Origin of the sequence: Enterococcus sp. DIV0574 (assembly GCF_051711125.1) — a bacterium.
Taxonomy (GTDB): Bacteria; Bacillota; Bacilli; order Lactobacillales; family Enterococcaceae; genus Enterococcus_D; species Enterococcus_D gallinarum.
In genome coordinates this window covers 2,981,001-3,005,167 of the sequence record NZ_JBIOMA010000001.1, presented here as the reverse complement: position 1 = coordinate 3,005,167, position 24,167 = coordinate 2,981,001, and the positions used below count along the sequence as shown (strand labels likewise).

General features: G+C 41.3%; 22 protein-coding genes. 15 read left to right on the top strand and 7 right to left on the bottom strand.

What is annotated here, in order from left to right:
* The first annotated feature begins 45 nt into the window (after window positions 1-45).
* From IGJ45_RS14310 to IGJ45_RS14285, 6 genes are all read left to right on the top strand, one after another.
* Entirely contained in the window at window positions 46-1,185 is a 1,140-nt protein-coding gene (locus IGJ45_RS14310) for a cysteine desulfurase family protein (RefSeq protein ID WP_096710900.1), read from the top strand.
* Window positions 1,186-1,405: 220 nt separating this feature from the next.
* Window positions 1,406-1,747, top strand: a complete 342-nt coding sequence (locus tag IGJ45_RS14305; protein ID WP_003128156.1) for a DUF1831 domain-containing protein — start codon at window positions 1,406-1,408, stop codon at window positions 1,745-1,747.
* A gap of 359 nt (window positions 1,748-2,106) precedes the next feature.
* Window positions 2,107-2,712, top strand: coding sequence for a metallophosphoesterase (locus tag IGJ45_RS14300; RefSeq protein WP_021150561.1), 606 nt, complete (start codon window positions 2,107-2,109; stop codon window positions 2,710-2,712).
* Between the two features lie 204 nt (window positions 2,713-2,916).
* Window positions 2,917-3,480, top strand: a complete 564-nt coding sequence (gene amaP, locus IGJ45_RS14295) for an alkaline shock response membrane anchor protein AmaP (protein WP_003128159.1) — start codon at window positions 2,917-2,919, stop codon at window positions 3,478-3,480.
* Between the two features lie 11 nt (window positions 3,481-3,491).
* The gene (locus IGJ45_RS14290) at window positions 3,492-3,686 is read left to right on the top strand and encodes a DUF2273 domain-containing protein (protein ID WP_029486300.1); all 195 of its coding nucleotides are present in this window, start codon (window positions 3,492-3,494) and stop codon (window positions 3,684-3,686) included.
* Between the two features lie 54 nt (window positions 3,687-3,740).
* Window positions 3,741-4,265 carry an Asp23/Gls24 family envelope stress response protein gene (locus tag IGJ45_RS14285; protein ID WP_003128162.1) on the top strand — a complete coding sequence of 175 codons (525 nt, stop codon included), beginning with the start codon at window positions 3,741-3,743 and terminating at the stop codon, window positions 4,263-4,265.
* Between the two features lie 97 nt (window positions 4,266-4,362).
* On the opposite strand, the gene IGJ45_RS14280 is transcribed toward IGJ45_RS14285, so the two are convergent.
* A complete protein-coding gene (locus IGJ45_RS14280; RefSeq protein WP_003128163.1) occupies window positions 4,363-5,085 on the bottom strand; it encodes a C39 family peptidase in 723 nt (240 codons plus the stop codon).
* Between the two features lie 344 nt (window positions 5,086-5,429).
* Here IGJ45_RS14280 and mnmA point away from each other — a divergent pair, with 344 nt between their 5' ends.
* On the top strand, window positions 5,430-6,548 hold the full coding sequence (gene mnmA / locus IGJ45_RS14275; RefSeq protein WP_003128164.1) for a tRNA 2-thiouridine(34) synthase MnmA: 1,119 nt from the start codon (window positions 5,430-5,432) through the stop codon (window positions 6,546-6,548).
* Between the two features lie 115 nt (window positions 6,549-6,663).
* On the opposite strand, the gene IGJ45_RS14270 is transcribed toward mnmA, so the two are convergent.
* Window positions 6,664-7,539, bottom strand: a complete 876-nt coding sequence (locus IGJ45_RS14270; RefSeq protein ID WP_096710901.1) for an AAA family ATPase — start codon at window positions 7,537-7,539, stop codon at window positions 6,664-6,666.
* A 311-nt stretch (window positions 7,540-7,850) separates the two neighbouring features.
* Here IGJ45_RS14270 and IGJ45_RS14265 point away from each other — a divergent pair, with 311 nt between their 5' ends.
* On the top strand, window positions 7,851-8,228 hold the full coding sequence (locus IGJ45_RS14265; RefSeq protein ID WP_003128166.1) for a DUF1033 family protein: 378 nt from the start codon (window positions 7,851-7,853) through the stop codon (window positions 8,226-8,228).
* Complete coding sequence (locus IGJ45_RS14260) at window positions 8,161-10,233, top strand: DNA topoisomerase III (protein ID WP_096710902.1); 2,073 nt, start codon at window positions 8,161-8,163, stop codon at window positions 10,231-10,233. The genes IGJ45_RS14265 and IGJ45_RS14260 overlap by 68 nt, the downstream gene beginning before the upstream one ends.
* A 130-nt stretch (window positions 10,234-10,363) precedes the next feature.
* On the opposite strand, the gene IGJ45_RS14255 is transcribed toward IGJ45_RS14260, so the two are convergent.
* The 3 genes from IGJ45_RS14255 to IGJ45_RS14245 are packed head-to-tail and all read right to left on the bottom strand — an operon-like array spanning window position 10,364 to window position 14,320.
* Complete coding sequence (locus tag IGJ45_RS14255) at window positions 10,364-11,917, bottom strand: response regulator (RefSeq protein WP_005470122.1); 1,554 nt, start codon at window positions 11,915-11,917, stop codon at window positions 10,364-10,366.
* Window positions 11,917-13,344, bottom strand: a complete 1,428-nt coding sequence (locus IGJ45_RS14250) for a sensor histidine kinase (protein WP_021150556.1) — start codon at window positions 13,342-13,344, stop codon at window positions 11,917-11,919. Before IGJ45_RS14250 ends, IGJ45_RS14255 begins: the two co-directional genes overlap by 1 nt.
* Window positions 13,345-13,354: 10 nt before the next feature.
* Window positions 13,355-14,320: an ABC transporter substrate-binding protein gene (locus IGJ45_RS14245; protein WP_096710915.1), complete on the bottom strand. Its 966-nt coding sequence runs from the start codon at window positions 14,318-14,320 to the stop codon at window positions 13,355-13,357.
* Window positions 14,321-14,572: 252 nt separating this feature from the next.
* On the opposite strand from IGJ45_RS14245, the gene chvE reads away from it, so the two are divergent.
* The 5 genes from chvE (at window position 14,573) to IGJ45_RS14220 (ending at window position 20,624) form a co-directional block, all read left to right on the top strand.
* The gene (gene chvE, locus IGJ45_RS14240; protein ID WP_438768693.1) at window positions 14,573-15,670 is read left to right on the top strand and encodes a multiple monosaccharide ABC transporter substrate-binding protein; all 1,098 of its coding nucleotides are present in this window, start codon (window positions 14,573-14,575) and stop codon (window positions 15,668-15,670) included.
* A 196-nt stretch (window positions 15,671-15,866) separates the two neighbouring features.
* Window positions 15,867-17,396, top strand: coding sequence for a multiple monosaccharide ABC transporter ATP-binding protein (mmsA, locus tag IGJ45_RS14235; protein WP_003128175.1), 1,530 nt, complete (start codon window positions 15,867-15,869; stop codon window positions 17,394-17,396).
* Between the two features lies 1 nt (window position 17,397).
* Entirely contained in the window at window positions 17,398-18,597 is a 1,200-nt protein-coding gene (mmsB, locus tag IGJ45_RS14230; protein ID WP_003128177.1) for a multiple monosaccharide ABC transporter permease, read from the top strand.
* A 12-nt stretch (window positions 18,598-18,609) separates the two neighbouring features.
* On the top strand, window positions 18,610-18,942 hold the full coding sequence (locus IGJ45_RS14225; RefSeq protein WP_003128178.1) for a PTS sugar transporter subunit IIB: 333 nt from the start codon (window positions 18,610-18,612) through the stop codon (window positions 18,940-18,942).
* Window positions 18,943-19,178: 236 nt separating this feature from the next.
* On the top strand, window positions 19,179-20,624 hold the full coding sequence (locus tag IGJ45_RS14220) for an alpha-L-fucosidase (RefSeq protein WP_005470131.1): 1,446 nt from the start codon (window positions 19,179-19,181) through the stop codon (window positions 20,622-20,624).
* A gap of 146 nt (window positions 20,625-20,770) precedes the next feature.
* Here IGJ45_RS14220 and IGJ45_RS14215 read toward each other — a convergent pair whose 3' ends face one another.
* Window positions 20,771-21,880 (bottom strand): ABC transporter ATP-binding protein, encoded by a 1,110-nt coding sequence (locus IGJ45_RS14215; RefSeq protein WP_003128181.1) that lies wholly within the window; start codon window positions 21,878-21,880, stop codon window positions 20,771-20,773.
* A gap of 108 nt (window positions 21,881-21,988) precedes the next feature.
* Window positions 21,989-22,894, bottom strand: coding sequence for a helix-turn-helix domain-containing protein (locus IGJ45_RS14210; RefSeq protein WP_003128182.1), 906 nt, complete (start codon window positions 22,892-22,894; stop codon window positions 21,989-21,991).
* A gap of 154 nt (window positions 22,895-23,048) precedes the next feature.
* Here IGJ45_RS14210 and IGJ45_RS14205 point away from each other — a divergent pair, with 154 nt between their 5' ends.
* Window positions 23,049-24,143 (top strand): GntR family transcriptional regulator, encoded by a 1,095-nt coding sequence (locus tag IGJ45_RS14205; protein WP_003128184.1) that lies wholly within the window; start codon window positions 23,049-23,051, stop codon window positions 24,141-24,143.
* The last annotated feature ends 24 nt before the right edge of the window (window positions 24,144-24,167 follow it).

The window sequence follows — 24,167 nt, the reverse complement described above, 5'->3', positions numbered from 1 at the left end:
GTTTAGATTTGTTATAATGGCTTTAATAAAGGATAGGTGAAACGAATGGTTTATTTAGATCATGCAGCAACGACGCCGATGCACCCGGCTGTCATTCGAGCCATGAATGACACAATGACGACATTTTTTGGCAATCCTTCCAGTATCCATAGGTACGGTCGGGATGCCCATACCAAGCTAGAAGAAGCGCGACAAGTAATCGCCGATCAGTTAGGTGTCAAAGCCCACGAGATCATTTTTAATAGTGGCGGAACGGAAAGCGACAACACAGCGATCCTCGGCACCGCGTATGCAAAACAAGCAGTAGGAAAACACATCATTACTACGACGATCGAACATCCAGCAGTCATCGAAAGCATGAAGTTTTTGGAGAAGCAAGGGTTCGAGATCACTTACTTACCTGTCGATAAAAAAGGACAGCTCTTATCAGAACAAGTAGCAGCGGCACTACGTCCAGATACGATCCTCGTTTCAATTATGTTCGCCAATAATGAAACGGGCAATATTTTGCCGATCCAAGAAATTGGCGAACTGCTAAAAGAACACGCCGCTGTTTTTCATACGGACGCCGTACAAGCTTACGGCAAGCTGCCCATTGATCCTGCTGCGTATGGCATCGATTTGTTGAGTATTTCAGCACATAAGATCAACGGACCTAAAGGCGTTGGTTTCTTGTACAAACGAGACGGCTTGTCACTACCCACTCTCTTACACGGTGGTGAGCAAGAAGAAAAGCGCCGTGCCGGTACAGAAAATTTGACAGGGATCGTAGGTATGGCAAAAGCTGTTTCCTTGCTGACTCCAGAAGTACAGCGTGCGTACAGTGAGACGTATCAGCAATTTGCTAAGCAAGTTTTTTCTGTTTTGGAAGAGCAAAGCGTTGACTACCGTTTAAATGGAGATCCTGATAGCAAGCTGCCTCACATCATCAATCTGCAATTTCCTGGTGTTACTAGTGATCTACTGTTGATGAAATTGGATCTAAAAGGCATTGCGATCTCGACGGGTTCAGCTTGTACCGCAGGGAACGTGGAACCTTCTCATGTTTTAGAAGCAATGTATGGCAAAGAGCATCCCGCTGTGGGAGAATCTGTGCGGATCAGTTTTGGTCTTGGTAACACAGAAGAAGAGGTCCATAGTTTTGCAGAATTACTTGCTCGAACCGTTTTAGGAACGAAGAAGTAGTACCCATAGTTTCGTGTTTTTAGAGGAATCGAAGGGGCTGCTCCTAGATAAGCGAAAAGAGAGCAGAAAGCAAAAAAAAACTGGCACTCATGCAACCATTCATGATAATCTGAAGAAAGAAATACCGGATAGCAAAGAGACTTTCTCTAGAAAAAAGCACTTGTATTTTTTCTAGAGAAGCTTTTTCGGAAATCAAAACGTCGAACGAGGTGGAAAGCAAATGGCATTTGAAACAACAACAACTGTCTTAGGTGCAGAGACCCGCTACCAATTAGCACCAGAAGCAAAAAAGTATACACTGCGGGACAATGGATTTACTGAAACAAACAGTGGCAATTTCCAACTGATCCGCGGGTTGGAAGCAACTCCGCAAAGTAAAGAAGGCTTTAAATTAAAAATCACCGTCGCAAAGGACATCAAAACGTTTAAGATGTCGATTACGACAGCCAATGGATTGAAAGCAGTCAACATCTTTAAAGACCCGCAACACAAAATGCTGCAAGAAAAATTTTATTTCTTGATGGATGGGTTTATTAGTCGCGGATTATTCATCAAAGCGTAAACCATCGCGAACAAAATGATCCGTTATTTAGGAAAAGCAACCAAAAGATTTTCGTTTCAAAAGTGTATCTGGAAGACAATCATGAACAAATTATTCCGTGGACAATGTTGGATCGTCCACAGTAGCGAGTGTGGAGGCTAGCGCTAATCCACTACGTTAGCGGTTCCACACTATCAATGTGGATGTTGTTGTGACTTGTCCCTTGCTCTTTGGCAGAAATGAAATCGTTCGGTTGTTTTTTTGTTACAGTTGAAGGAAAGATCGTGACTTCAATCATGGCTTTTGTTTGCTGTTTTCTTTTTAGGCTAAGCGTATACTGACAGATATGTAAAACATTTACCCTGAGAAAGGAAGAGAAGATGCGCTATTTTACATCAGATACTCATTATTTTCATGAAAAACTATTAGGTTCGAATGATTTTGCCCCACGTCCGTTTGCGTCTGTCTCAGAGATGCATGAAGTCATGGTCGCTAATTGGAATCAGGTGGTTCAAGCACAAGATACGGTCTACCATCTAGGAGATATTGCACTCCATCCAGAACATGAAGCGGGGTTTGCAGAGCTTTTAGCGCTATTAGTACGGCTGCAAGGAAAGATCGCTTTTATCAAAGGCAACCATGATACGCGCGCACTCTTTCGTTATCTAGCAAAGCACGATCCCGGAATTTCCGGAGAGCCGAAGTTTTCTTTTGCGGATGTCGGTCTGTTGTTAAAATTTGATCATCACCAGTATTATTTGAGTCATTATCCGATGCTATTGGGAATGACAAAGAATAGCCGTAACCTTCATGGGCATATCCATCATCATAGTTTGCCTATCGCTGAGAATATCAATGTCGGTGTCGATGCGCCGGAATTAGCATTCCTTCCTCAACCTTGGCCGTTTGGACGACCAATTTCCGAAAACCAATTAGAAAGGATCTTTCAAGCCAAACAAGCAGAAATACACCAAACGTTTCATTGAGAAATAACAAGGAAAACAGTCGGTTAAAGAATTATAGTCATATATCTTTTTAACAATAGTTATAATAGCAAGACAAAATTTCTGCTTCTAGTAAGCTGAACATTGGTCATAGAATGAAAAAATAATCGGTTTCAAGGTTTATCATTTGAAGGATATTTAAGAAATGTGTATGCTTTAAATAGAAAGTAGTAAAGGAGGTTGCCTATGCGTAAGATTTCTAAAGTGATCATGATCATTGGGTTACTGTTATTGTTGCTCGTCTTTTTCTTTGGCATGATTGAGAATCAGCAAGCGGTAGATTTACCATTCTACTTGATTCCACTGCGTGAGTATCCGTGGGTCGGAGCTTCCATGAGCATGTTTTTGTTTTGGACATGTGTCGGCTTTGCACTGCTGACGATCATTGGTATTTTCGTTGTCTTGTTCTTTCCAAAGCGTTCGGATCGTTTGGTTATCCAGCAAAAATCCGGGGAATTGGTGATTCAAAAGAAAGCCTTGGAACATTTTGTTTTAAAGAATGTCCAACAAGCTGATTTTATCCATTCGCCATCAGTGAAGGTCAAGATTATCAAGAATAAAGTCCGAGTCATGATCGATGGAGAAATGAAACAGACCGCAGCCATCCCGCAACAACAAGAAGCATTGGTTGGTGAGATCAGCAGTAAGCTTCAAACGCTATTCGGTGTCACTCATGATATACAAACAGAAGTTGTCTTGAAAGACGCTGAAGAAACAAGAGAACATCACACACAACCCCGTGTCGTTTAGGAGGAGAAATGATGAACAAATGGTTCGAACAAAATAAGATCCCGGTTATCTTTGCTGCATTAGGACTGATACTAGCAATTCTCTTTCTGACAGTCGGCTTTTTGAAAACATTGCTACTACTGATTTTTACAGCACTAGGAGGTTACCTTGGCTTCTACCTCAAAGAGATCGGTTTCTTTGATCAATTTCAAAAGCCGCGGCGTTAGTGATCGGTAACATTTATTATTATAATTTTTATGAAGATATAGGAGGAATGTACAATGGAAAATCAAGTAAAACCAACAACTACTGCAGGTGTTAAAGGAGAATTGACTTACGAAGATAAAGTAATTCAAAAGATTGTCGGGATTGCGCTAGAATCCGTAGATGGACTATTAACGGTTGATGGTGGGTTCTTCTCAAATATCGCAGGAAAATTAGTGAATACGGATGATGTTACTTCCGGTATCAACGTTGAAGTTGGTAAAAAACAAGTAGCCGTAGATTTAGATATCGTAGCAGAATACGGTAGCGACATGACTGCCATTTACGACCAAATCAAAGAAGTCGTTTCAACACAAGTCAACAAAATGACAAACTTGGAAGTTATCGAAGTGAACGTTAATGTAGCAGATGTTAAAACTCGTGAACAATTCGAAAAAGATTCAGAAACTGTTCAAGACAAAGTTAGCAGTGCTGCAGAAACAACTGGAGAATTTGCTTCAAAACAAACACGTAAAGCCAAAGGCGCATTCAACAAAACTGCCAGCCGTATCCAAGAAAACAACGAACCACGAGTTCAATAATTACGGCAAATATAAAAACAGGCTAGCTAATCGGCTAGTCTGTTTTTTTTTGATGGTTCTCAGTCAACAGTGCAAGTCTGTAAGTTGCTTTTGAAAATCAAAGCCAAAAGCACCAATAATTCAATCCTTCAGCAGCAAGCAGTTCATTAGAGAAAGTTTTTTTGTAGTGGTTTTTATCTGGTGAATCATTTGGATCAAGCACTTGAATCCCCCCTTCTCTATTCAAAGCCAATACCATCAAATGGCCTGTGGTAGTAAATGTTCCCGGCTGTACGGAGACAATGACGGGAAATCCTTGCTGAATCATCTTGTAAGCTTCCTCGAAAGAATTTCCCAGATCTAAGAATTGATAGCCAAAATGTTCGGCAAACTGAGGAAAGATTTGCCAGCTAGTTCCTTGATCAGCAAGATAAAATTGGTTGCCTGCCCAGTTGAGAATATTGTCTGGTTCTGGTGCCTGATTTCGCCAAAAAGAATCAATCATTGCTAAAGATGCGATGGCACAACCATTATCGGCAAAGGTATTTTGCTGTTCCCCAGAGCCGTAACGTTTCATCCCCCAACGTTCGTCTCTTTGCAAAATCAAAGGGACTTGTTGGGACTTCGGCAGCACTTCTTGCAGCACTTGATTGGCTTGCTCTGAAAATTTCTTTGGCAATAATACGATATCTTGTGAGTCGGAATGCTTTACTCTTTCAAAGACTAATTGTCGTAAAAGGAAAGAACCGGCGACAATGATCAGTAAGACAAGAATACTTTTTTTGACGGAATTTTTTGGCTTTTTTCTATTTCTGCGGTCAGTCGTTGCGTGATTGTTCATGTTCTGTTACCCCTTTTGTCATTATCTAAGAGGAGTATAGCTGATCCTTGCAACAGACATTTCTGTATTTTATGAAGAAATTCATACGATTTTATGATAGTTTCTTTTTGCTTGAAAGCAGGCTAGCATTAGGCTTAAGCAGCAGCTGTCGGAGGAACTATTTATGTGGGAAAGGTTTTTTTGAATTTAAAGAAGTATCTAAGTTTTTTACAGGAAAAGCTAAACCGATGAAACTCTCCGTGAATTTTTTGCCAATCTGTTGTATAATGCAAATTACTGAAAAGTTGCGACCTTCAAATCGTAGATGATTTCAGAATCTATAATTGAAATGATGGTGAAAAATCATGTCTAACGAAAACACCCGTGTGGTGGTTGGAATGAGTGGCGGGGTGGACTCGTCGGTAACAGCACTTTTGCTGAAAGAACAAGGGTATGATGTTGTCGGGATCTTTATGAAAAATTGGGACGATACCGATGAAAATGGTGTATGTACTGCAACGGAAGATTACAAAGATGTGGCTAAAGTAGCAGCTCAAATCGGCATTCCCTATTATTCAGTCAATTTCGAAAAAGAATATTGGGACCGCGTTTTCGAATATTTCTTAGCTGAATATCGAGCTGGACGTACACCAAACCCAGATGTTATGTGTAACAAAGAAATCAAATTCAAGGCCTTTTTAGATTATGCCATGGATCTTGGTGCTGATTATGTGGCAACTGGACACTATGCTCAAGTCGAAACGGATGAAAATGGGGTTACCCATATGCTGCGCGGAGTGGATAGCAACAAAGACCAAACGTATTTCTTGAGCCAACTGTCGCAAGCACAATTGAGTAAAACCATGTTCCCTTTAGGCGGCATGGAAAAATCTGAAGTACGGGCCATTGCTGAACGAGCTGGTTTAGCAACAGCTAAGAAAAAAGATTCTACAGGTGTTTGCTTTATCGGTGAAAAGAATTTCAAACAATTTCTAAGCAATTACTTGCCAGCAAAAAAAGGCAACATGGTCACATTAGATGGTGAAGTCAAAGGACAACATGATGGTCTGATGTACTATACCATCGGCCAACGTCAAGGATTGGGAATCGGTGGCGGCGGCACTTCACAAGAACCGTGGTTTGTTGTCGGCAAAGATTTAGCAACAAACACATTGTATGTGGGACAAGGATTCCACCATCCAGCATTGTATGCGGATCGGTTGGAAGCAAGTCAAATCCACTTTACGACAGACACGGATCGTCCAAGTGAATTCAAGTGCACAGCCAAATTCCGTTATCGTCAACAAGATGTCGGCGTCTCTGTCCGCTTGCTAGATAATGACCGTGCCGAAGTGATCTTCGATGAACCCGTTCGGGCAATCACCCCAGGACAAGCAGTGGTCTTTTATGATGGCATGGAATGTCTTGGCGGTGGCTTGATCGATGCCGCTTACCAAGAAGCAAAAGAATTGCAATATGTCTAAACGATTCGAACGATTGCAGCAGTGATAATTGAAACGATCCGAATGATCAGTGATGCCTGTATGGATTTGCAGGCATGATCTTTCGGATCGTTTTCTATGTGATTCTAGGAGATTCTTATTGATCGGTACGTCTTTTTTCATCTTCAAAAGCTTCTTGATGCATTTGGAAAAAGCGGTAGTAGGTCTGAACATTTTCCAACTGTGTCCAGCGACGCACATCCACCGGCTTTTGATCCAAATCGTAGATCTTTGCTTCTTTGATGGAGAGGACAAAAGGGCTGTGGGTAGCGATGACAAATTGACAATGTTCGTAGCGGGTCATGTCTTCGATAAATGCGACTAACTCAATTTGTCGTTGGGCCGACAGTGAATTTTCTGGTTCGTCTAAAAGATACAGTCCATTAGGCACGATTTTTTCTTGGAAAAAGCTTGCCGCGTTTTCTCCGTTTGAGAATTCACGGACATTATCCATCAGATTTTTACGTGTGAATTTCGATTGTGTATTGGAACGTGCGAGGTTGATTTTTTTTAATCTCTCATAGTCTTCAAAGCCTTTAAAACGAAAATTTGCATATTTGGCTTCAAAATATTCGTCGAAGATTTCTTCTCGGCGGCGATCAAAGCCTTGATTCAAATTGCGAATGTCGAGCATATAGTCGAATACGTCATCGCTGGTCAAAATTTGCTTGATTTTAGGTTCGTTGGTAACTATGCAATGGCATTGATCAAGGTAATCTTCAAAGAAGTTGGAACGATTATAAGCGGCGGACCGTTGCGCGCCGATCTTCTCAGCAAGGATGTTCAGTGCGGTGGTTTTTCCTGAACCGTTGCCTCCGTAAAGGATAGTGATTGGTTCAAAATCGATTTGAGAAAAGGCGTTCTTTGACAAGACTTGATAGGGGTAATAGGAATCATAGACAGTTCGCATAATCCCCGCAAAAAATGACCCTTCGGATTCACGATCAGGAAAAGTAATTTGATTAAGGTACATCAACGCGCCAACTCCTAACAGATTTTTTGTTTAGTGTAACATAATTGTTCTTGCCATAAAAAAATTTTCCAAGTAAAATAATTTCACCTATGTAGAGTTGTTATCTTTTCTTGTTATATTCACATTCCCTGTGTTCTATGCTAGACTAAGGGTAACATCATTTTGATGTCATCTTAAGAGACAGTATAAAAACATAAAAAAACGATGATTTTTTGAATTTTTTAAAGGGTGCTTAATTGTTGAGACTTATTCCTTGCAACTTTTGGTAAAAGTGACTAATATGGGAAAGGAATCTTGAGAGGAGCGATGGGATGTATCAAGTAATAGTCATGTATGGTGATAACGAGCCATGGTGGTTTTTTGAAGGATGGCAGGCAGATATTCAAGAGGCGTTCACATTTGCATCTTTTGCGGAAGCACAGTCATTTTACGAAGAAAAATGGCACGAGATTCGGAAAGAGTATTCGTACATAAATGCAAAAACCAACTTTATGACGGCTTTTTGGAATGAAGACGAAGAACGCTGGTGTGAAGAATGCGACGATTATCTCCAACAATATATTGGGTTGGCACTACTTAAAGAATACCAACAAGTCGTCGATGAAAGCAGGAAAGATTTTTATGAAACAACTAATTCTAGCGGAAAAGCCAAGCGTTGCCAAAGACCTCAGCAAAGTATTGGGTTGTAATCAAAAAAATAAAAATTATTACGAAGGACCCAAGGTAATCGTTACTTGGGCCCTTGGTCATTTATTAGGTCTAAAAATGCCCGAAGATTTAAACAAAGAATGGGCCTCGTGGCAGATGGAAACATTACCGATGGTTCCCAAAACGATCGGGATCAAACCATTGCCTAAGACGGGGCATCAGTTGAAAGCAATCAAACAACTGGCACATCGCAAAGATGTGTCGGAAGTCGTGATCGCTACCGATGCAGGACGAGAAGGCGAGTTGGTGGCCCGATGGATCTTAGAGTGGGTCCGCTGTGACAAACCTGTCAAGCGGCTATGGATTTCCTCTCAGACCCCTAAGGCTATCAAAGAAGGGTTCTCAAAGTTGCAGCCGGCGAAGCAGTATGATAACTTGTATTATTCTGCCATTGCTCGGGCAAAAGCAGACTGGCTAGTCGGCTTGAATGTGACCCGTGCCTTAACAGTGAAATATCAGGATAATTTAAGCGCTGGCCGAGTTCAAACACCAACGCTTGCTTTGGTTCGCGCACAAGAGAAACAGATTGAAGGTTTCCGCCCCCAAACCTATTATGTCATCAACTTAGAAGTGGGCGACAGTAAAGCAAAGCGGCAACAAAGCAATCCTTATCAATTGAAAGACCGTAGCGAAGCCGAAGCACTGGTTCAAAAGATGAGTCAGCAAAATGGCCGTGTTGCGTCTATTGAAGAGAAGATCAAAACCGAAGCGGCTCCTTTACCCTATGATTTGACGGAGATTCAGCGAGAAGCCAATCAACGCTATGACTTTTCTGCCAAAAAAACGTTGTCATTGGTCCAAAGCTTGTATGAAACCCATAAAATCGTCACGTATCCGCGGACTGATTCAAAATACTTAACCAGTGACATGAAAGCAACGATGAAAGAACGGTTGCAAGCAGTGGCCGATTTTGCTCCTGAAGTCAAAAGCTATTTGAAAAATGGCGGTCAAGTTCAGCAGCAAGCTGTGTTTAATGATAAGAAAGTTACGGATCACCATGCCTTGTTGCCTACAGAGCAACGGGCACGTTATGAAAAATTGAGTAATGACGAACAGCGAATCTATCAAATGATCGTTGAACGTTTTTTGATGCTTTTTGCCAAACCGCATAAGAAGCAGCAGCAAAAAGTTACAGTCAAATTTGGTAATGAAGTGTTTGTCTTTACCCATAACACTGTGATCGAGGCAGGCTGGAAAAAGTCAAAAGAAGAAGCAACCACTGTTTCTTGGCAGGAACAAATGAGTGTCAAACCAACATTCAGTATTCAAAAGGAACTAACGACGCCGCCGAAACCATTGAATGAAGGTACGCTCTTAGGCAAAATGGAAAAACATAGCTTAGGAACGCCTGCAACGAGAGCTGAGATCATTGAGAAATTGATCAAGTCAGAGTTGATGGAGCGAACACCTAGCGGTTTACAAGTTTCGCCAAAAGGCAAGCAGTTGTTGGTGCTAGTCAACCCATCTTTAGTCACTCCGGAATTGACGGAGAAATGGGAAAAGGAATTAGAACTGATCGCTAAAGGAAAATACTCGGAACAAAAATTCCTTGCTCAGATAGAAAAACATACCAAGCAATTAGTCAAAGAAATCAAGCAAAGCGAAAGCAAATATCAAGACTTTTCCTTAACGCAAAAACGATGTCCTGAATGCGGGGAACCATTAAGGGAAAAGAGTACCCGAGATGGCAAGATCTATGTTTGTTCAAGTCAAACCTGTAAGTATCGTCGTCGTAAAGATCCTAAAGTGTCTAACCATCGCTGTCCACAATGTCATCGAAAGATGGAGATCATTGAAGGAAAGAATGGTGCTTTCTTCCGTTGCAAGTTCGATGGGATCACCGAGAAAATGGCAGATAAGAAAGAGCGTAACAAAAAATTGACCAAACATGAAGAACGCCGGTTGATGCAAAAGATCAATCAGGAAGAACCGCAAGAAAGTCCATTGGCTGCAGCATTAAAAGCGGCGATGGAGAAAAAAGAATGACGAACGGCTGAAGGCAAGACGCCAGTATTGATTTTGTTCGTTCAACGATTTTGCTTCTTGCATTATTTGCTAGCCTAAAAAACCAGTCCAGCCTTATGTATAAGGTTGGGCTGGTTTTTTTGAACTTCTGTCAATGGTGGATCTGACGATACTCTTTGGGTGAAATCTGTTCTTTTTTCTTGAATAGGAAAGAGAAGTAATTTGGATCATTGTAACCAATATCAAAGGCGATCTCGGAAAGGCGCAAATTTGTTGTGATCAGTAGTTTTTTTGCCAATGAAAGCCGCTGTTCTGTGAGGTATTCAATGAATGTGGCATCGGTTGCTTGCGAGAAAATCGTACTGAAATGGGCGGGGCTCAAGTTGACTTTTTCTGCAACGACATTCAACGAAATATTTGGATCAGAAAAATTTTTGTCAATAAACTGTTTTGCCTGACTGATCACACTTTGATACTTTGCCATTGCCGGATTGATTTGCTGCTTGACTAAGTATGTAAGCAGTGCAGTCACTTTGTCTTGGTAGTTGTGTGGCTCACTTGTCAGTTGGGATAAATAGTCTAAATCCGCAGTTTGAGCTAGCAAGTCCTTTTGTTCTTTGCCTTCACGCTTTTTTACCAGCGCAATCAATTCTACCAGAACAAAAAAACGATACATTTGGGTTCTTTCTGCAGTTCCTTGAGCGGACATGATTTCATTGACTAAGTCATTGATCGCCTCTGGCTCAGTCTGGGAGATTCGTTCGGCAAGGTCGATTTTGAAAGGATTCGTAGGAGATAATTCTCCTTCTTTCATATCATCCTCATAGCTAATGATCTTTTCCTTGCGGATGCCGCCATACGTTTTCAACATCCCGTTGGCTTTGTGATAGGAAGTTGGAATGTCCGAAAACCGCTCAACTACCGGTCCGATGGCAACTGCCACTTCCTCACTTGAGTCATGGGTGAGCGCTTGTGCCATTTGGTAGGCTTTCTCGAGTACAGCATCTTTGTTGAAATCAAAAAGCAGGAATTTGATGAAGCGACTGGAAATGCTGGAGAATAAGACTGTTTCATCGGAACCATAAGTAGAAGTCAACTGCTTACTGAAGCGGGTATAATCCGAAAAATTCTGATTGTATGGTGTCTTGGCCAACAAGACACAAAATTGTTTACCAGAAAAGGAACGCTTTAGCTCGGTCGCTTGCTGGAAAGCTTCTGAAATTGTGATTTTACTTGCGAAAAGAGTATTCAAAAAGAGATTCTTTCTGACCTCCATTCGCAGGAGTTCATCATCTTGTGAGAGATAGTGTTGTTCTTGGGACTGTTGGTCCAATGCAGCAATGACTTTAATCAATGTCTGTTCAAGGTCCTCATTTTTGATCGGTTTCAACAAATAGTCATCAGCTTGCAATTGTAGCGCTGTTTTTGCGTAATCAAAATCATCGAAGCCGCTAATAAAAATAATTCGAACAAGTGGCAATAATTTTTTGGCCTCTTTGGCAAAGGTCAGTCCATCCATAAAAGGCATTTTGATGTCCGTCAAAATGATATCTGGACGAATGTCAAGAATCGATGCAAGTGCCAACTCGCCATCTGCCGCTTCATTACTATAAATAATGGGGTATTTTTCAGCTAGAGAAATAATCTGATGCCGCAAGTTATCACGGATCAGGTGTTCATCTTCAACTATGAAGACTTTGTACATTAGTGGGCTCCTCCTTTTTTAGGAACGATGATCGAAATCGTTGTTCCTTGTGATTCAATACTCGCGATATCAAATTGTACGTCACTACCGTAATTTAGTAATAGACGACGATAAACATTATAAAGACCATACCCATTTTCTGGATCGGGATCTGTATTTTCTTTCAGATTATGCTGGATGGCCATTAATCGTTCGTGGGAAATGCCAATACCGTTATCACGGACAGACATCTGGATTGTCTGTTCATATTCCTGAATCGTGATGGTGATTTTTCCTACTCGGCGTACAAACTTGGTGCCATGATAGACGGCATTTTCAACTAAAGGCTGTAGGATCATCTTTAAAACTAGTAGGTCTTGGGAAGTGGTCTGCTGGTTGATTTCATAGGTCAGCATCTCCCCATAACGGATCTTTAGGATCGTTAAATAGTCAGCAACATGGCGCAACTCTTTTGAAAGAGGGATCCAGTCGTGCCCTTTGCTTAGTGAAATCCGAAAAAAATCGGAGAGGGCGTACGTCATTTCAGTTGCTTGTTCATATCGTTCTACTTCGATCAAAGAGACGATCGCATCCAAACTATTGTAAATAAAGTGAGGCGTGATCTGTGCTTGCAACACACGAACTTCACTTTGAGCCAAATGGTATTGTTTCAAAGCATTCTCTTCTAATAAACGGGTTAAATCATCCGCCATTTTATTCAAACTGCTCGTCAATGTGCGCAATTCCGGTGTATCAGGCAGGACTGCTCGAAAGCCGAGATGCCCTTGGGCAAGTTCATCAGATAATTCGACTAGACGATCCAATGGATTTTGGAGATTTTCGCGAACAAAGCGGCGATTTTTAGAAATAAAGTAAATAATCAAAAGAATCAAAAGCAATTGAAAAGCGATCAATAACAAGACAGATTGAATCAAATCTTGATTGGTTTGACTTGCCAAACTAATCTCTACACGAACAAATTCCTGCAGGATTTCAGATAATAATTCAATCACAGAATCCACCTGGACCATCACATATTGATTTTTTTCTAGTGGTTCATCGTTAGCAATATTTTCGATGAGCTTGTTTTGGTAGGTTTCTAATGAATCCAGTGTACGTAAGGCAACAGCCAACGTGTTCTTTTCTTTGGCTGTATTCGTATTTGTTTGGATATGGTCAAGATCCGCGCGCAATTCTTCAATGACGTTGTTGACTTGAACATCCGCCACGCTCTTTTGGCCAAAGACAAGATCCCACATTTCTTCTAAAACAATTGCATCCACTTTACCCGAGAGCTGATTGGCTTCTTCAATATTGTTGATCGTATTTTGATAAATAAAAATTTGGCGGGAATAAAAGATACTACTGATCAATAAAGGAAGAAAAGCGACTAAGATCATCAATTTATTGGTTTGTTGGAAGATGCCCTTTATACTTGTCTTTTTCATGAATGACTCCTTAATAATTTCGGGGTGGAATCTGGTCAAAATCCATATCACTTGAAAAAACTGTCTCGTGGACATAGATTTCTTTTGGAACTGCACTTCTGCCCCGACTTAAATAACGGGAAATAGCATTTTTAACGAAGATACCAGCATCGGGATCACATTCAACAACGCAATTAACGATGCCGTTTTTCAAATTGTCGATCATTTCTTTTTGAGCATCAATCGTAACGATAACAATGTCTTTTCCAGGGACGATATCTGTTTGTTTCAAGGCTTCTAACGCGCCGATAGTCATTTCATCGTTATGACTGAATAAAACATCGATGTCGGCCATTTTTCCTTCTGCAATATATTGTTCAATCACTTCTTTGCCTTTTCTACGAATGAAGTCGCCATTCAAGGCATCAGTTACTTGAATAGTGACATTGTTTTTCGCATAATCTCGTTTGATGGTTTCTCGAAAGCCATCTGAACGTAGTTGCGTAGGGGATGTATCACTGAGTCCGGTCAACTCCAGCACGTTGATCGTTTCATTTTCATGATGCTTGAAATAATTGCTGACATAAAGGCCAGCTCGATTGCCTTCCGCTTTGAAACTAGGACCGATATGTGTCAAAAATAAGGAAGGATCTGCCAGATCCACATGACGATCAACGATAAAAACAGGGATACCTGCATTGGCCGCCTCTTCGAGTATTGGTTCCCAACCATCTTCTTGTAATGGAGTAAAGACGATTGCATCTACTTGGTAAACGATAAAACTGCGGATATCTTGGATCTGTCTTTCTTGATTCATATAGCCATTTCGATAAAGTACTTCATACCCTTCTTTCTCTAACTCTGTCCGAATCGATTCAGTATGACGTTTACGCCAACTGCTTTCTGTACCAGATTGCGAAAAGCCAATGACAATGCTCTCTTTAGCAGATTCATTGGTCCCCTCAGCTGGTCGTTGGCAGGCGCTAAGACTGGTCATAAGCAGGATCGAAAGGAAGATGTGTAACCTTTTTTTATCCATAATTTCACCCCCGACCTCTATTTTACCAAAAAAAGGTAAGCGCTTTTCTTAATTTCAAGATTCCGAAAAAAAACAAGGTAATCGAAAGAAAATCAAGGTTTGAATTCCAATGTCCCAAGAAATCAAAGAAACTACCAAAAATAGTTAATGTAAGCGATTGCTGTTTTTTCTATACTTAGCCTGTAAGTAAAAGTATGGAGGGATCAATAAATGAAAAGCACAATTAAAAAAATCGTAGGTATCGCTTCAACCGTTCTCTTGGGAGGGATGTTGGCAGCTTGCGGAAACGGCTCAGATAGTGGTGGAGCCAGCAGCGGGGACAAAGGGTTTGTGGGAATCGCTATGCCTACAAAATCAGCAGAACGTTGGATTGCCGATGGAAACAATATGGTAGATGAACTGGAAAAGTTAGGCTACAAAACAGACTTGCAATATGGCGAAGATAAGGTTGAGAATCAGGTCGCTCAAATTGAAAACATGATCACTAAAGGCGTCGATACATTAGTGATTGCTTCTATTGATGGTTCCGCGCTTACCGATGTTCTCGAAAAGGCTCATAACGAGGACATCAAAGTGATTGCTTATGATCGGTTATTGATGAATTCGGAGTACGTCGATTACTATGCAACCTTTGACAATTTCGGTGTGGGTGTTTTACAAGCTTCTTATATTGAAGACAAGCTAGGCCTGAAAGATGGAAAAGGACCCTTCAATATCGAATTGTTTGGTGGTTCACCGGATGATAACAATGCGTTGATCAATTACAATGGCGTGATGTCTGTTTTTCAACAGTATATTGATAGTGGTCAATTAGTGGTTCCTTCGGGTCAGACGAATTTCAACCAAATCGCAACACTGCGCTGGGATGGTTCTACTGCACAGGCACGGATGGACAACTTATTGAGTGCCAACTATACCGATAAAACATTAGATGCCGTTCTTTCTCCTTATGATCCAATCAGTTTAGGAATCATCTCATCCCTAAAAGGTGTGGGGTATGGTTCTTCTGAAAAACCATTACCTGTAATTACAGGACAAGATGCAACCATTGCTGGAGTTAAATCGATCATTGCTGGAGAACAAACGCAAACGATTTTCAAAGATACCCGAGTTCTAGCCAAAAACACGATCGAAATGATCGAAGCAATCGCCAATGGCGAAGAAGTCCCAGTCAATGATACCGAAACTTATGACAATGGGGTCAAAGTGGTACCGACCTATCTATCTAATCCAGTCTCTGTAGATAGCAGCAATTATAAAGAAGAGCTTGTGGACAGTGACTATTACACGGAAAAAGATCTGGGCTAGTTGTTGACAGTGGGGCTGTCAAAAGCGCAAAAAAGGTAAAAGAGCAGCTGAAGGGATAATGATCGGGGCAGATCAGCGGATACTCCAATGTTTTGCCCTGTTCTTTCTTGTTTGTCAAAGAGCCGTTCTTTTGAATGGATCATTTTATTTCTTCTGCAGAATCTCTGACTACATAAAAAGAAAAGGGTGAAAGGACATGGCAGATTATATTCTCGAAATGAAGAATATCGTCAAAGAATTTTCAGGCGTACGAGCATTAAGCAATGTAAATCTTTCGATCGAACGTGGTGAGATCCATGCGCTATGTGGTGAAAACGGCGCAGGAAAATCTACATTGATGAATGTGCTAAGCGGTTTGTATCCACATGGCACGTATGAAGGTGAAATATATTACGAAGGAGAGCTCTGTAAATTTAAAGATTTACGAGATAGCGAAGAAAAAGGGATCGTAATCATTCATCAAGAGCTGGCTTTAAGTCCTTATTTATCCATCAAAGAGAATATTTTTTTAGGAAATGAACAAGCCAAAAATGGCATCATCGATTGGAATATCACAGAAAAGAAGACCGATAATTTATTAAAAACAGTTGGCTTGCGTCTTGATCCTAATACATTGGTTTCACAAATCGGTGTAGGGCAGCAGCAGCTAGTAGAGATCGCCAAAGCATTTTCTAAATCAGTCCGATTATTGATTTTAGATGAACCAACAGCCGCTCTGAATGAAGAAGAAAGTGCCAATTTACTAGAATTGATCAAAGAATTTCGTAATCAAGGGATTACTTCCATCATTATTTCTCATAAGTTGAATGAAATAGTCAATGTCGCCGATCGCATCACGATTTTGCGCGATGGACAAACCATTGAAACGATGGCTGGCAATCAGATTTCTGAAGAGCGAATCATTCGCGGGATGGTTGGTCGTGACTTGACGAATCGCTATCCGGAACGGCATCCCCAGATTGGTGATCCTTTTTTTGAAGTGAAGAATTGGACCGTTCATCATCCTATCGATACAAATCGAATCGTGAACGAAGATCTCAATTTGATGATCCGCAAAGGAGAAATCATTGGCATTGCTGGGCTTATGGGCGCGGGACGAACAGAATTTGCGATGAGTGTCTTTGGGCATTCCTATGGCAGCAATATCACGGGCGAAGTCTATAAAGAAGGGCAACAAATCTCCGTAAAAGATGTTCCAGCTGCCGTTAGAAATGGGCTTGCGTATGTCTCAGAGGACCGTAAAGCATTAGGACTTAATCTATTGATGGACATTCGGGAGAACACAACGATTGCTAGTCTGAATAAAATCAGTCGCAACGGTGTTTTGGACAAAGAGAAAGAAGTAATTTTGGCAGAAGAATACCGCAAAAAAATGCGGACGAAAACCAATTCAATCTATCAAAATGTTGGCAGCCTTAGCGGCGGAAACCAGCAAAAAGTTGTTTTGGCTAAGTGGTTGATGACGGAACCGGATATTTTATTTTTAGATGAGCCAACACGAGGAATCGATGTTGGAGCAAAATATGAAATTTATACGATCATTGAAGAAATGGCATCTGCGGGTAAAGCAATCTGTATCATTTCCTCCGAGCTGCCGGAACTTTTGGGTATGTGTGACCGGATCTATACGATGAATGAAGGGCGTTTTACAGGAGAAGTATTGCGGCAAGATGCGGATCAAGAACTGCTGATGAACTTGATGACATTAGAAGAGAGTGGGGTTTAGGATGGAAACAACGAATAAATTAAAAAAAGTGCAAAAACATTCTATCAAAGACAAAGCGTTAGAGATTTTTAGCAAATACAGCATGATTATTATCCTGGTCGTCTTATTGATTGCCTTTCAAGCAATGACAGATGGTATTTTCTGGCGACCATTGAACATCACCAATCTTGTTTTGCAAAATAGTCATATATTGGTTTTAGCTGCGGGGATGTTACTAGTTGTCTTGTTAGGGCATGTCGATTTGTCTGTCGGATCTGTCATGGCGTTTGTTGGCGCAATCGCCGGCGTCTTGATGGTCAATAATGGCATGAGTCCCTGGGTGGCTGTGCCATTATGTGTACTGATTGGTGCGTTGATTGGCGCTTGGCAAGGTTTCTGGGTAGCTTATGTGGGGATTCCTGCTTTTATTGTTACGTTGTCTGGACTGTTGATGTTCCGTGGATTGACTCAAGTCGTTCTGGGAGGACAATCTTTAGCACCATTTCCTACCTCGTTTCAAAAAATTTCAACAGGCTATTTACCTGATATTGTCAGCAGCGATCATATTCATCTCCTTTCAATGATTATCGGTGTCGGTATCACGGCACTATTGATTTTTGGTCAATGGCGAACCCGGGAACGCCGCAAGAAAAATTTGTTTGAAGTAGAGTCCACCAGTACCTTTTTGTTCAAAGCTCTTTTCATCGGCGTCGTTTTCATTGGCGCAACTTATGTGTTCGCTTCTTATCAGGGTTACCCGATCATCTTGATTTTATTAGGAGTCATCGTCGCAGCATATGGATTCTTAACAAATAAAACAGTTGCCGGTCGTCAAATCTATGCAACTGGTGGAAATAGGAAAGCCGCTGAACTGTCAGGAATCAAAACGAAAAAAATCACTTTCTGGGTCTTTGTCAATATGGGCGCGATGGCGGCATTGGCAGGTTTGGTTTTGGCTGCCCGATTGAACGCTGCGACACCACAAGCAGGAACCTCTATGGAACTGGATGCCATGGCTGCCGTTTATTTTGGCGGTGCCTCAACTTCTGGCGGAATCGGAACGATCATGGGTGCGATCGTCGGCGGATTAGTGATGGGAGTACTGAATAATGGGATGTCGATTCTAGGTGTAGGGGTCGACTGGCAACAGGCAATCAAAGGATTGATCTTGCTGTTAGCAGTTGTCTTAGATATTTATAATAAGAAAAAGAAAATATCTTAGGAGGCTGTAAATATGGGGACAGAAGCACAAAAGACGATCTTATTGATCTGTACAGCAGGCATCACAACAGGTCTATTAGTGAAAAACATGCAGCGAGCAGCGGATGAACAAGGAATAACTGTCCATATTTATTCAGCACCAGCAATCATTGCTGAACAAATCATTCAAAATCAGACTGTTGATGCATTACTGATTGGACCACAATCGAAATATGAAATCAATCGCTTAAAAGATTTTTTGAACTATAAAGCAGTTCCGTATAAACTAATCACACCAGAAGATTACGAGCTTCTTGATGGTGAAGCGGTCTTAGCAGATAGTTTAACATTATTGCAGTTGAATTAGTTCTCGGCTATTCTGGTGTTGAAATCCTGAACGCAACCTGTGGAAAAAAACTATGTGAAACAAACTAAACTATGTAATTTAGAGTAGTGGCTTGTCAATTCATTTGGCATCTACTACTCTATTTGCTGTAAAGACCAAAAACAAAACAACTGCGGTTAGTGAGCCATCGCCAGTAAGAACACTTATCTGAATGGGTTCCAGTTTGCTGACAATCAGTTGGAGAAAGGGGAAGTGCGATGAAAGTTGAAGAATTGACGGCGATCCGTCCGAGTTACCGTCAACTACTATGGCAAGCACGGGAATTTTATGGCTTTATTCATTTTGGCTTGAATACCATGACGAATCGGGAATGGGGAAATGGGAGAGAATCCTTAGCACTATTTGACCCGCAAGCAGTGGACTGTAAAGAGTGGGTCACGCTTTGCAAATGCAGCGGGATGAAAGGGATGATCTTAACCTGTAAGCACCATGATGGCTTCTGTTTATGGCCCAGCAACTATTCGCAGCAGACAGTCGCTTATACACCTTGGAAAAATGGCAAAGGAGATTTAGTCAAAGAATTGTCGGAGGCTTGTCAAGAAGCAGGGATGGCGTTTGGCATCTATCTTTCTCCGTGGGATCAGCACGCCGCAAGCTACGGCACCGGACAGGCCTATAACGAGGTGTATGTGGGTCAATTGACAGAATTATTGACGCAGTATGGTGAAATAGCAGAAGTGTGGCTTGATGGAGCCAATGGAGAAGGACCTAACGGAAAGCGGCAGTTTTATGACTGGCAAAGATATTATCAACAGATTCGGCAATTACAGCCGGATGCTGTGATTGCCGTTTGCGGTCCAGATGTTCGCTGGATCGGAAATGAAGCCGGGCACACAAGGCAGAATGAGTGGAGTGTCGTTCCCCGTGAGCTATTGGATGCCGAAAAGACGGCCGAAAAATCACAACAAACAGACACAGCAGAATTCCGGACGACAATCTCAAGTATGGCAGAAGATTTAGGTAGCCGATCTGTATTGAGAAACTACGATTCCAGCAGAGATTTAGTCTGGTATCCCGCAGAGGTCAATCTATCAATCAGACCCGGCTGGTTTTATCATCCGGAAGAGGATACAGCAGTGAAAAGTGCCGAAACATTATTTTCTTTGTATCGGAAAGCGGTAGGAGGAAACGCGGTATTTTTATTAAATGTTCCGCCAATGCCCAATGGGGCGATCCACCCGAAAGATCAGCAGTCACTGATGCAATTAGGGCAATATCTACGGCCATTACAAACGGATCAGCCGTTGTACCAAGGACAGATCACAGCTTCTTCCCAAAAATCACCCTGGGATCAAGAAAGCCTGCAGAAGGTTACCTCATCAAAGAAGACGTATTGGCAACCTGCGGATAACGATCATGAGCCGTGGGTAACAGTGACTTTTGCACAACCAACACAAATCAATACAGTGATTTTACAAGAAGAAATCCGCGAGAGTCAGAGAATTGAAAAAGCAGTACTTTATTATGAAAAAGATGGCAAGGATTGCTTTTTAGCAGAATGCGGAACTGTCGGGTATAAGAAAATCATTGATGTCGACCCAGTTACTACTAAAAGAATCAAAGTTGTTTTCTTGGCATATCGTCAATACCCAACGATCAAAAAATTTTATGTACGCTTTCTTGAGAAGAGAGCTTCAAAGTAGTCCCTTCACCTAAAGAGAATCCACCCAAAAACAGACAGCCGCAGGGCTGTCTGTTTTCAGGGGATACAAATAAGGAATAAAAGTGGATATTAGTTAATTGCAACTGTCTAGGGGGCAAACCAAGGACAGTGCAAGAAAACTACAAATTAAGGTAACGTGATCACATTCTCAGATGTCTTATCAAAGAAGTGGGCTTTGTTGATGTTGAAAGCAAGATCAATCACTTCACCTGGACGATGGAAGTCACGAGCATCTACTTTAGAGATAAACTCAGTGGAACCAATCTTTGTATAAAGCATTGTTTCAGCACCAAGCAGTTCAGAAACGACTACTTCTGCACGGACAGTTGCTTCTGGTGAAGCTTCCAATGCGATTTGTTCGCTGTGGATATCTTCTGGACGGATACCAAAGACTAATTCCTTGCCTTCGTACCCTTTTTCGATAAGGACTTTGTTTTTGCCTTCAGGAATACGTAAGTTTAATCCATGGCCGTCTGAGATCATGCCGTTTTTCAAAGTAACTGTAAAGAAGTTCATAGCAGGTGAACCGATAAAGCCGGCAACAAACATATTTTTAGGTGAGTTGTACACTTCTTTCGGTGAACCGATTTGTTGAATAAATCCGTCTTTCATAATAACGATTCGGTCTGCCATTGTCATCGCTTCTGTTTGGTCATGGGTTACATAAATCGTAGTTGTTTCAAGACGTTGATGCAGTTTCGCAATCTCCGCACGCATTGCTACCCGCAATTTCGCATCTAAGTTTGACAAAGGTTCATCCATCAAGAAGACTTTGGCATCACGTACGATGGCACGACCCAAAGCTACCCGTTGACGTTGTCCACCAGATAGTGCGGCTGGTTTACGGTCTAGATATTCTGTCAATCCTAAGATCTCGGCAGCATTTTCTACCCGTTTTTTGATTTCTTCTTTATCGTATTTACGTAATTTCAATCCGAAAGCCATGTTGTTGAAAACTGTCATATGTGGATACAACGCATAGTTCTGGAATACCATGGCAATATCACGATCTTTTGGTGCGACATCGTTCATTACTTTGCCGCCGATGGATAATTCTCCTTCAGAAATATCTTCTAATCCAGCGATCATCCGCAGCGTTGTTGACTTTCCGCAACCGGAAGGTCCAACAAAAACAATAAACTCGCGATCAGAAATATCTAAATTAAAATCTGTTACAGAATAATTATCATTGTTGTCGTATTTTTTATGCACGTGTTTCAGAGCCATTTCTACCATTAGGATTACCTCTTTCCATTTAGTTTACACCTGTATCATAAATGAAAACGCTTTGATTCAGCAACGGAAATATGCACAAGAAAAAAAACGTTTTCTTGTGCAAGTTGTTCAATCGGCTGGATGAGCGAAATTTTTGATAAGAAAATAGCACAGCAGCAGATCATCCATTTCTTTTAAGTTCAGATTAGTCATACTTTGGAATTTATCGATCTTATAAAGTAGTGTATTGCGATGCATGAAGAGTGACTTGGCTGTAGAACTGGCATTTCCTTGATTTTTCCACAGCGACTCGATCAAATGGATAAGATCGCTTTCCTGAAACCAATCCTGATAAAGTGTTCGAAATAATAGTTGATAGTCGGAACCGGCAGTGCTTAGCAAATGGATCAGAGATGTAGCCAGATCCAAACTTTTTAAATTGGTTTGTCGAGTCAATTGTTGAAAAAGAGTCATTTCTTCAGTCAGCAGAAGTGTGAAATCATGGCTCGAATGGTGAAACGGCCCTACAAATAAATGCGAGTAGCAGTCAAAATCCATATCTAAAGCAACAAATAAACCATCCAGTTCATCTAAGCGCAAGTTCTCACCAGCCCGCTGTTCAACAATCAACGCACTGTCTTCGGTAACAAAAAAGAGGTCGACGACATGGGGGAGCATTTGCTGGATCTCTTGCAGCCACTCAGTCTGCAATAAATCGATCCCACTCGTAAATTTCACTTGCAACAAGCGATAATCACCGGTCTCATTTATCGGCTGATGTTCAAATAAAATCGGGTACCATGGTCGAAAACGGTTGTCGATTACCGGAAACAGTGCACCGCTGCCTAATTGCAGCATGATTCTTTCTTTTGCCGATAGATCGGCAGTAGGCAGCCAGATGAATTTCTGACCAAATGGAATCGATTCGATTCCTGGATCTGTTGATTTTGCTGGATGCAAAGCAGCGTTTGGGTAATTTTCTTTAATATCTTTAAAAGAGAAAATAGGAAGAACCTCCTTTGCTGTCGTTGTCATTTATTGTATAGCAATTCATCTTTTCTGAACAGTTGCAATTGATCGAATCGTGCATTTAGCAGAGGCTGCCACTGACTATTATATTTCTGCTTCAGGTAAAAAATTGATTTTTACAAAATTACATTGACAAGAAAGCGCATTCCAAATATACTATATGTACGGACAACTTTCGAAAGATGGGATTAATATGACAACGAAGTACGAACAACTTGCGAATGAATTACGGGAAAACATCCGTTTAGGAACCTATAAAGAAGGAATGACGATTCCTTCGGAGGCTGTATTACAAGAAGAATATCATTTGAGCCGACATACCGTGCGACAAGCGATTGCTTTGCTAGTAAACGAAGGCTATTTACGTAAGGAAAGAGGATCTGGTACGTACGTTTCAAAACCTGAGAATCTTCCGCAACGCAGCCATAAAACGATTGGCATCATCATGACGTATCTGTCGGATTATATCTTCCCTTCAATTATGCGCGGAGTCGAGCAGACATTGCGGGAACAAGGCTATTCTTTGCTGTTGGGATCAACAAATAATGACCATGAACAAGAACGAGCTTGCCTTCAACAAATGATGGACCAAGGAGTAGATGGCTTAATCGTTGAACCGACGAAGAGCAGTCAATACAATCCCAATTTGGCCTACTACATGGCATTGAAAGAAGCAGGGATTCCGCTAGTGATGATCAATGCCTACTATGAAGAACTGGATCTGCCTCATATTTGTGTCAATGACACTCGTTCAGGCTATCTAGCCACGAATTATTTATTGGAACAGCAGCATCAACACTTGATGCTGATCACTAAAATTGATGATTTACAAGGGAAATATCGGATGAAAGGTTTTGTCAAAGCTTTGGAACAAGCAAAGAAAACATTTGCTGCTGAAGATGTCGTGACTTATACCACAGAAACCAAAGAGGCTGTCATTGCACAAGCGATTGACCGGTTGAACCAATCGAATGAGATCACTGGAATCGTCTGTTATAACGATGAAATTGCACATGGGTTGATCCAGCAATTAGAAGCCAATGGAAAGCGTGTACCAGAAGATTATTCAATTGTAGGAAATGATGATTCACCTTTAAGTACATTGACTTCACCAGGAATAACCACACTGGCTCACCCAAAGGAAGAGATGGGGATTTTAGCGGCACAATGGGTCACCTCAGGAACTACGTTGGAAGAAACGTTTTATTATGAGCCAGAATTGATTGTTCGCGGCTCCGTCATGAGCCATTCGTGATTTCATGTATATCAAAATTCAAAA

What these genes read in the sequence shown, in the direction of transcription:
- amaP (WP_003128159.1), top strand. Translation starts at nt 2,917, where the DNA reads ATGCGTAAGATTTCTAAAGTGATCATGATCATTGGGTTACTGTTATTG.
- IGJ45_RS14290 (WP_029486300.1), top strand. Translation starts at nt 3,492, where the DNA reads ATGAACAAATGGTTCGAACAAAATAAGATCCCGGTTATCTTTGCTGCA.
- IGJ45_RS14205 (WP_003128184.1), top strand. Translation starts at nt 23,049, where the DNA reads ATGTACGGACAACTTTCGAAAGATGGGATTAATATGACAACGAAGTAC.
- IGJ45_RS14280 (WP_003128163.1), bottom strand. Translation starts at nt 5,085, where the DNA reads ATGAACAATCACGCAACGACTGACCGCAGAAATAGAAAAAAGCCAAAA.
- IGJ45_RS14225 (WP_003128178.1), top strand. Translation starts at nt 18,610, where the DNA reads ATGGGGACAGAAGCACAAAAGACGATCTTATTGATCTGTACAGCAGGC.
- IGJ45_RS14215 (WP_003128181.1), bottom strand. Translation starts at nt 21,880, where the DNA reads ATGGTAGAAATGGCTCTGAAACACGTGCATAAAAAATACGACAACAAT.
- IGJ45_RS14260 (WP_096710902.1), top strand. Translation starts at nt 8,161, where the DNA reads ATGAAACAACTAATTCTAGCGGAAAAGCCAAGCGTTGCCAAAGACCTC.
- IGJ45_RS14285 (WP_003128162.1), top strand. Translation starts at nt 3,741, where the DNA reads ATGGAAAATCAAGTAAAACCAACAACTACTGCAGGTGTTAAAGGAGAA.
- IGJ45_RS14245 (WP_096710915.1), bottom strand. Translation starts at nt 14,320, where the DNA reads ATGACCAGTCTTAGCGCCTGCCAACGACCAGCTGAGGGGACCAATGAA.
- IGJ45_RS14300 (WP_021150561.1), top strand. Translation starts at nt 2,107, where the DNA reads ATGCGCTATTTTACATCAGATACTCATTATTTTCATGAAAAACTATTA.
- mmsB (WP_003128177.1), top strand. Translation starts at nt 17,398, where the DNA reads ATGGAAACAACGAATAAATTAAAAAAAGTGCAAAAACATTCTATCAAA.
- IGJ45_RS14210 (WP_003128182.1), bottom strand. Translation starts at nt 22,894, where the DNA reads ATGACAACGACAGCAAAGGAGGTTCTTCCTATTTTCTCTTTTAAAGAT.
- IGJ45_RS14270 (WP_096710901.1), bottom strand. Translation starts at nt 7,539, where the DNA reads ATGTACCTTAATCAAATTACTTTTCCTGATCGTGAATCCGAAGGGTCA.
- mmsA (WP_003128175.1), top strand. Translation starts at nt 15,867, where the DNA reads ATGGCAGATTATATTCTCGAAATGAAGAATATCGTCAAAGAATTTTCA.
- IGJ45_RS14265 (WP_003128166.1), top strand. Translation starts at nt 7,851, where the DNA reads ATGTATCAAGTAATAGTCATGTATGGTGATAACGAGCCATGGTGGTTT.
- IGJ45_RS14255 (WP_005470122.1), bottom strand. Translation starts at nt 11,917, where the DNA reads ATGTACAAAGTCTTCATAGTTGAAGATGAACACCTGATCCGTGATAAC.
- chvE (WP_438768693.1), top strand. Translation starts at nt 14,573, where the DNA reads ATGAAAAGCACAATTAAAAAAATCGTAGGTATCGCTTCAACCGTTCTC.
- IGJ45_RS14305 (WP_003128156.1), top strand. Translation starts at nt 1,406, where the DNA reads ATGGCATTTGAAACAACAACAACTGTCTTAGGTGCAGAGACCCGCTAC.
- mnmA (WP_003128164.1), top strand. Translation starts at nt 5,430, where the DNA reads ATGTCTAACGAAAACACCCGTGTGGTGGTTGGAATGAGTGGCGGGGTG.
- IGJ45_RS14310 (WP_096710900.1), top strand. Translation starts at nt 46, where the DNA reads ATGGTTTATTTAGATCATGCAGCAACGACGCCGATGCACCCGGCTGTC.
- IGJ45_RS14220 (WP_005470131.1), top strand. Translation starts at nt 19,179, where the DNA reads ATGAAAGTTGAAGAATTGACGGCGATCCGTCCGAGTTACCGTCAACTA.
- IGJ45_RS14250 (WP_021150556.1), bottom strand. Translation starts at nt 13,344, where the DNA reads ATGAAAAAGACAAGTATAAAGGGCATCTTCCAACAAACCAATAAATTG.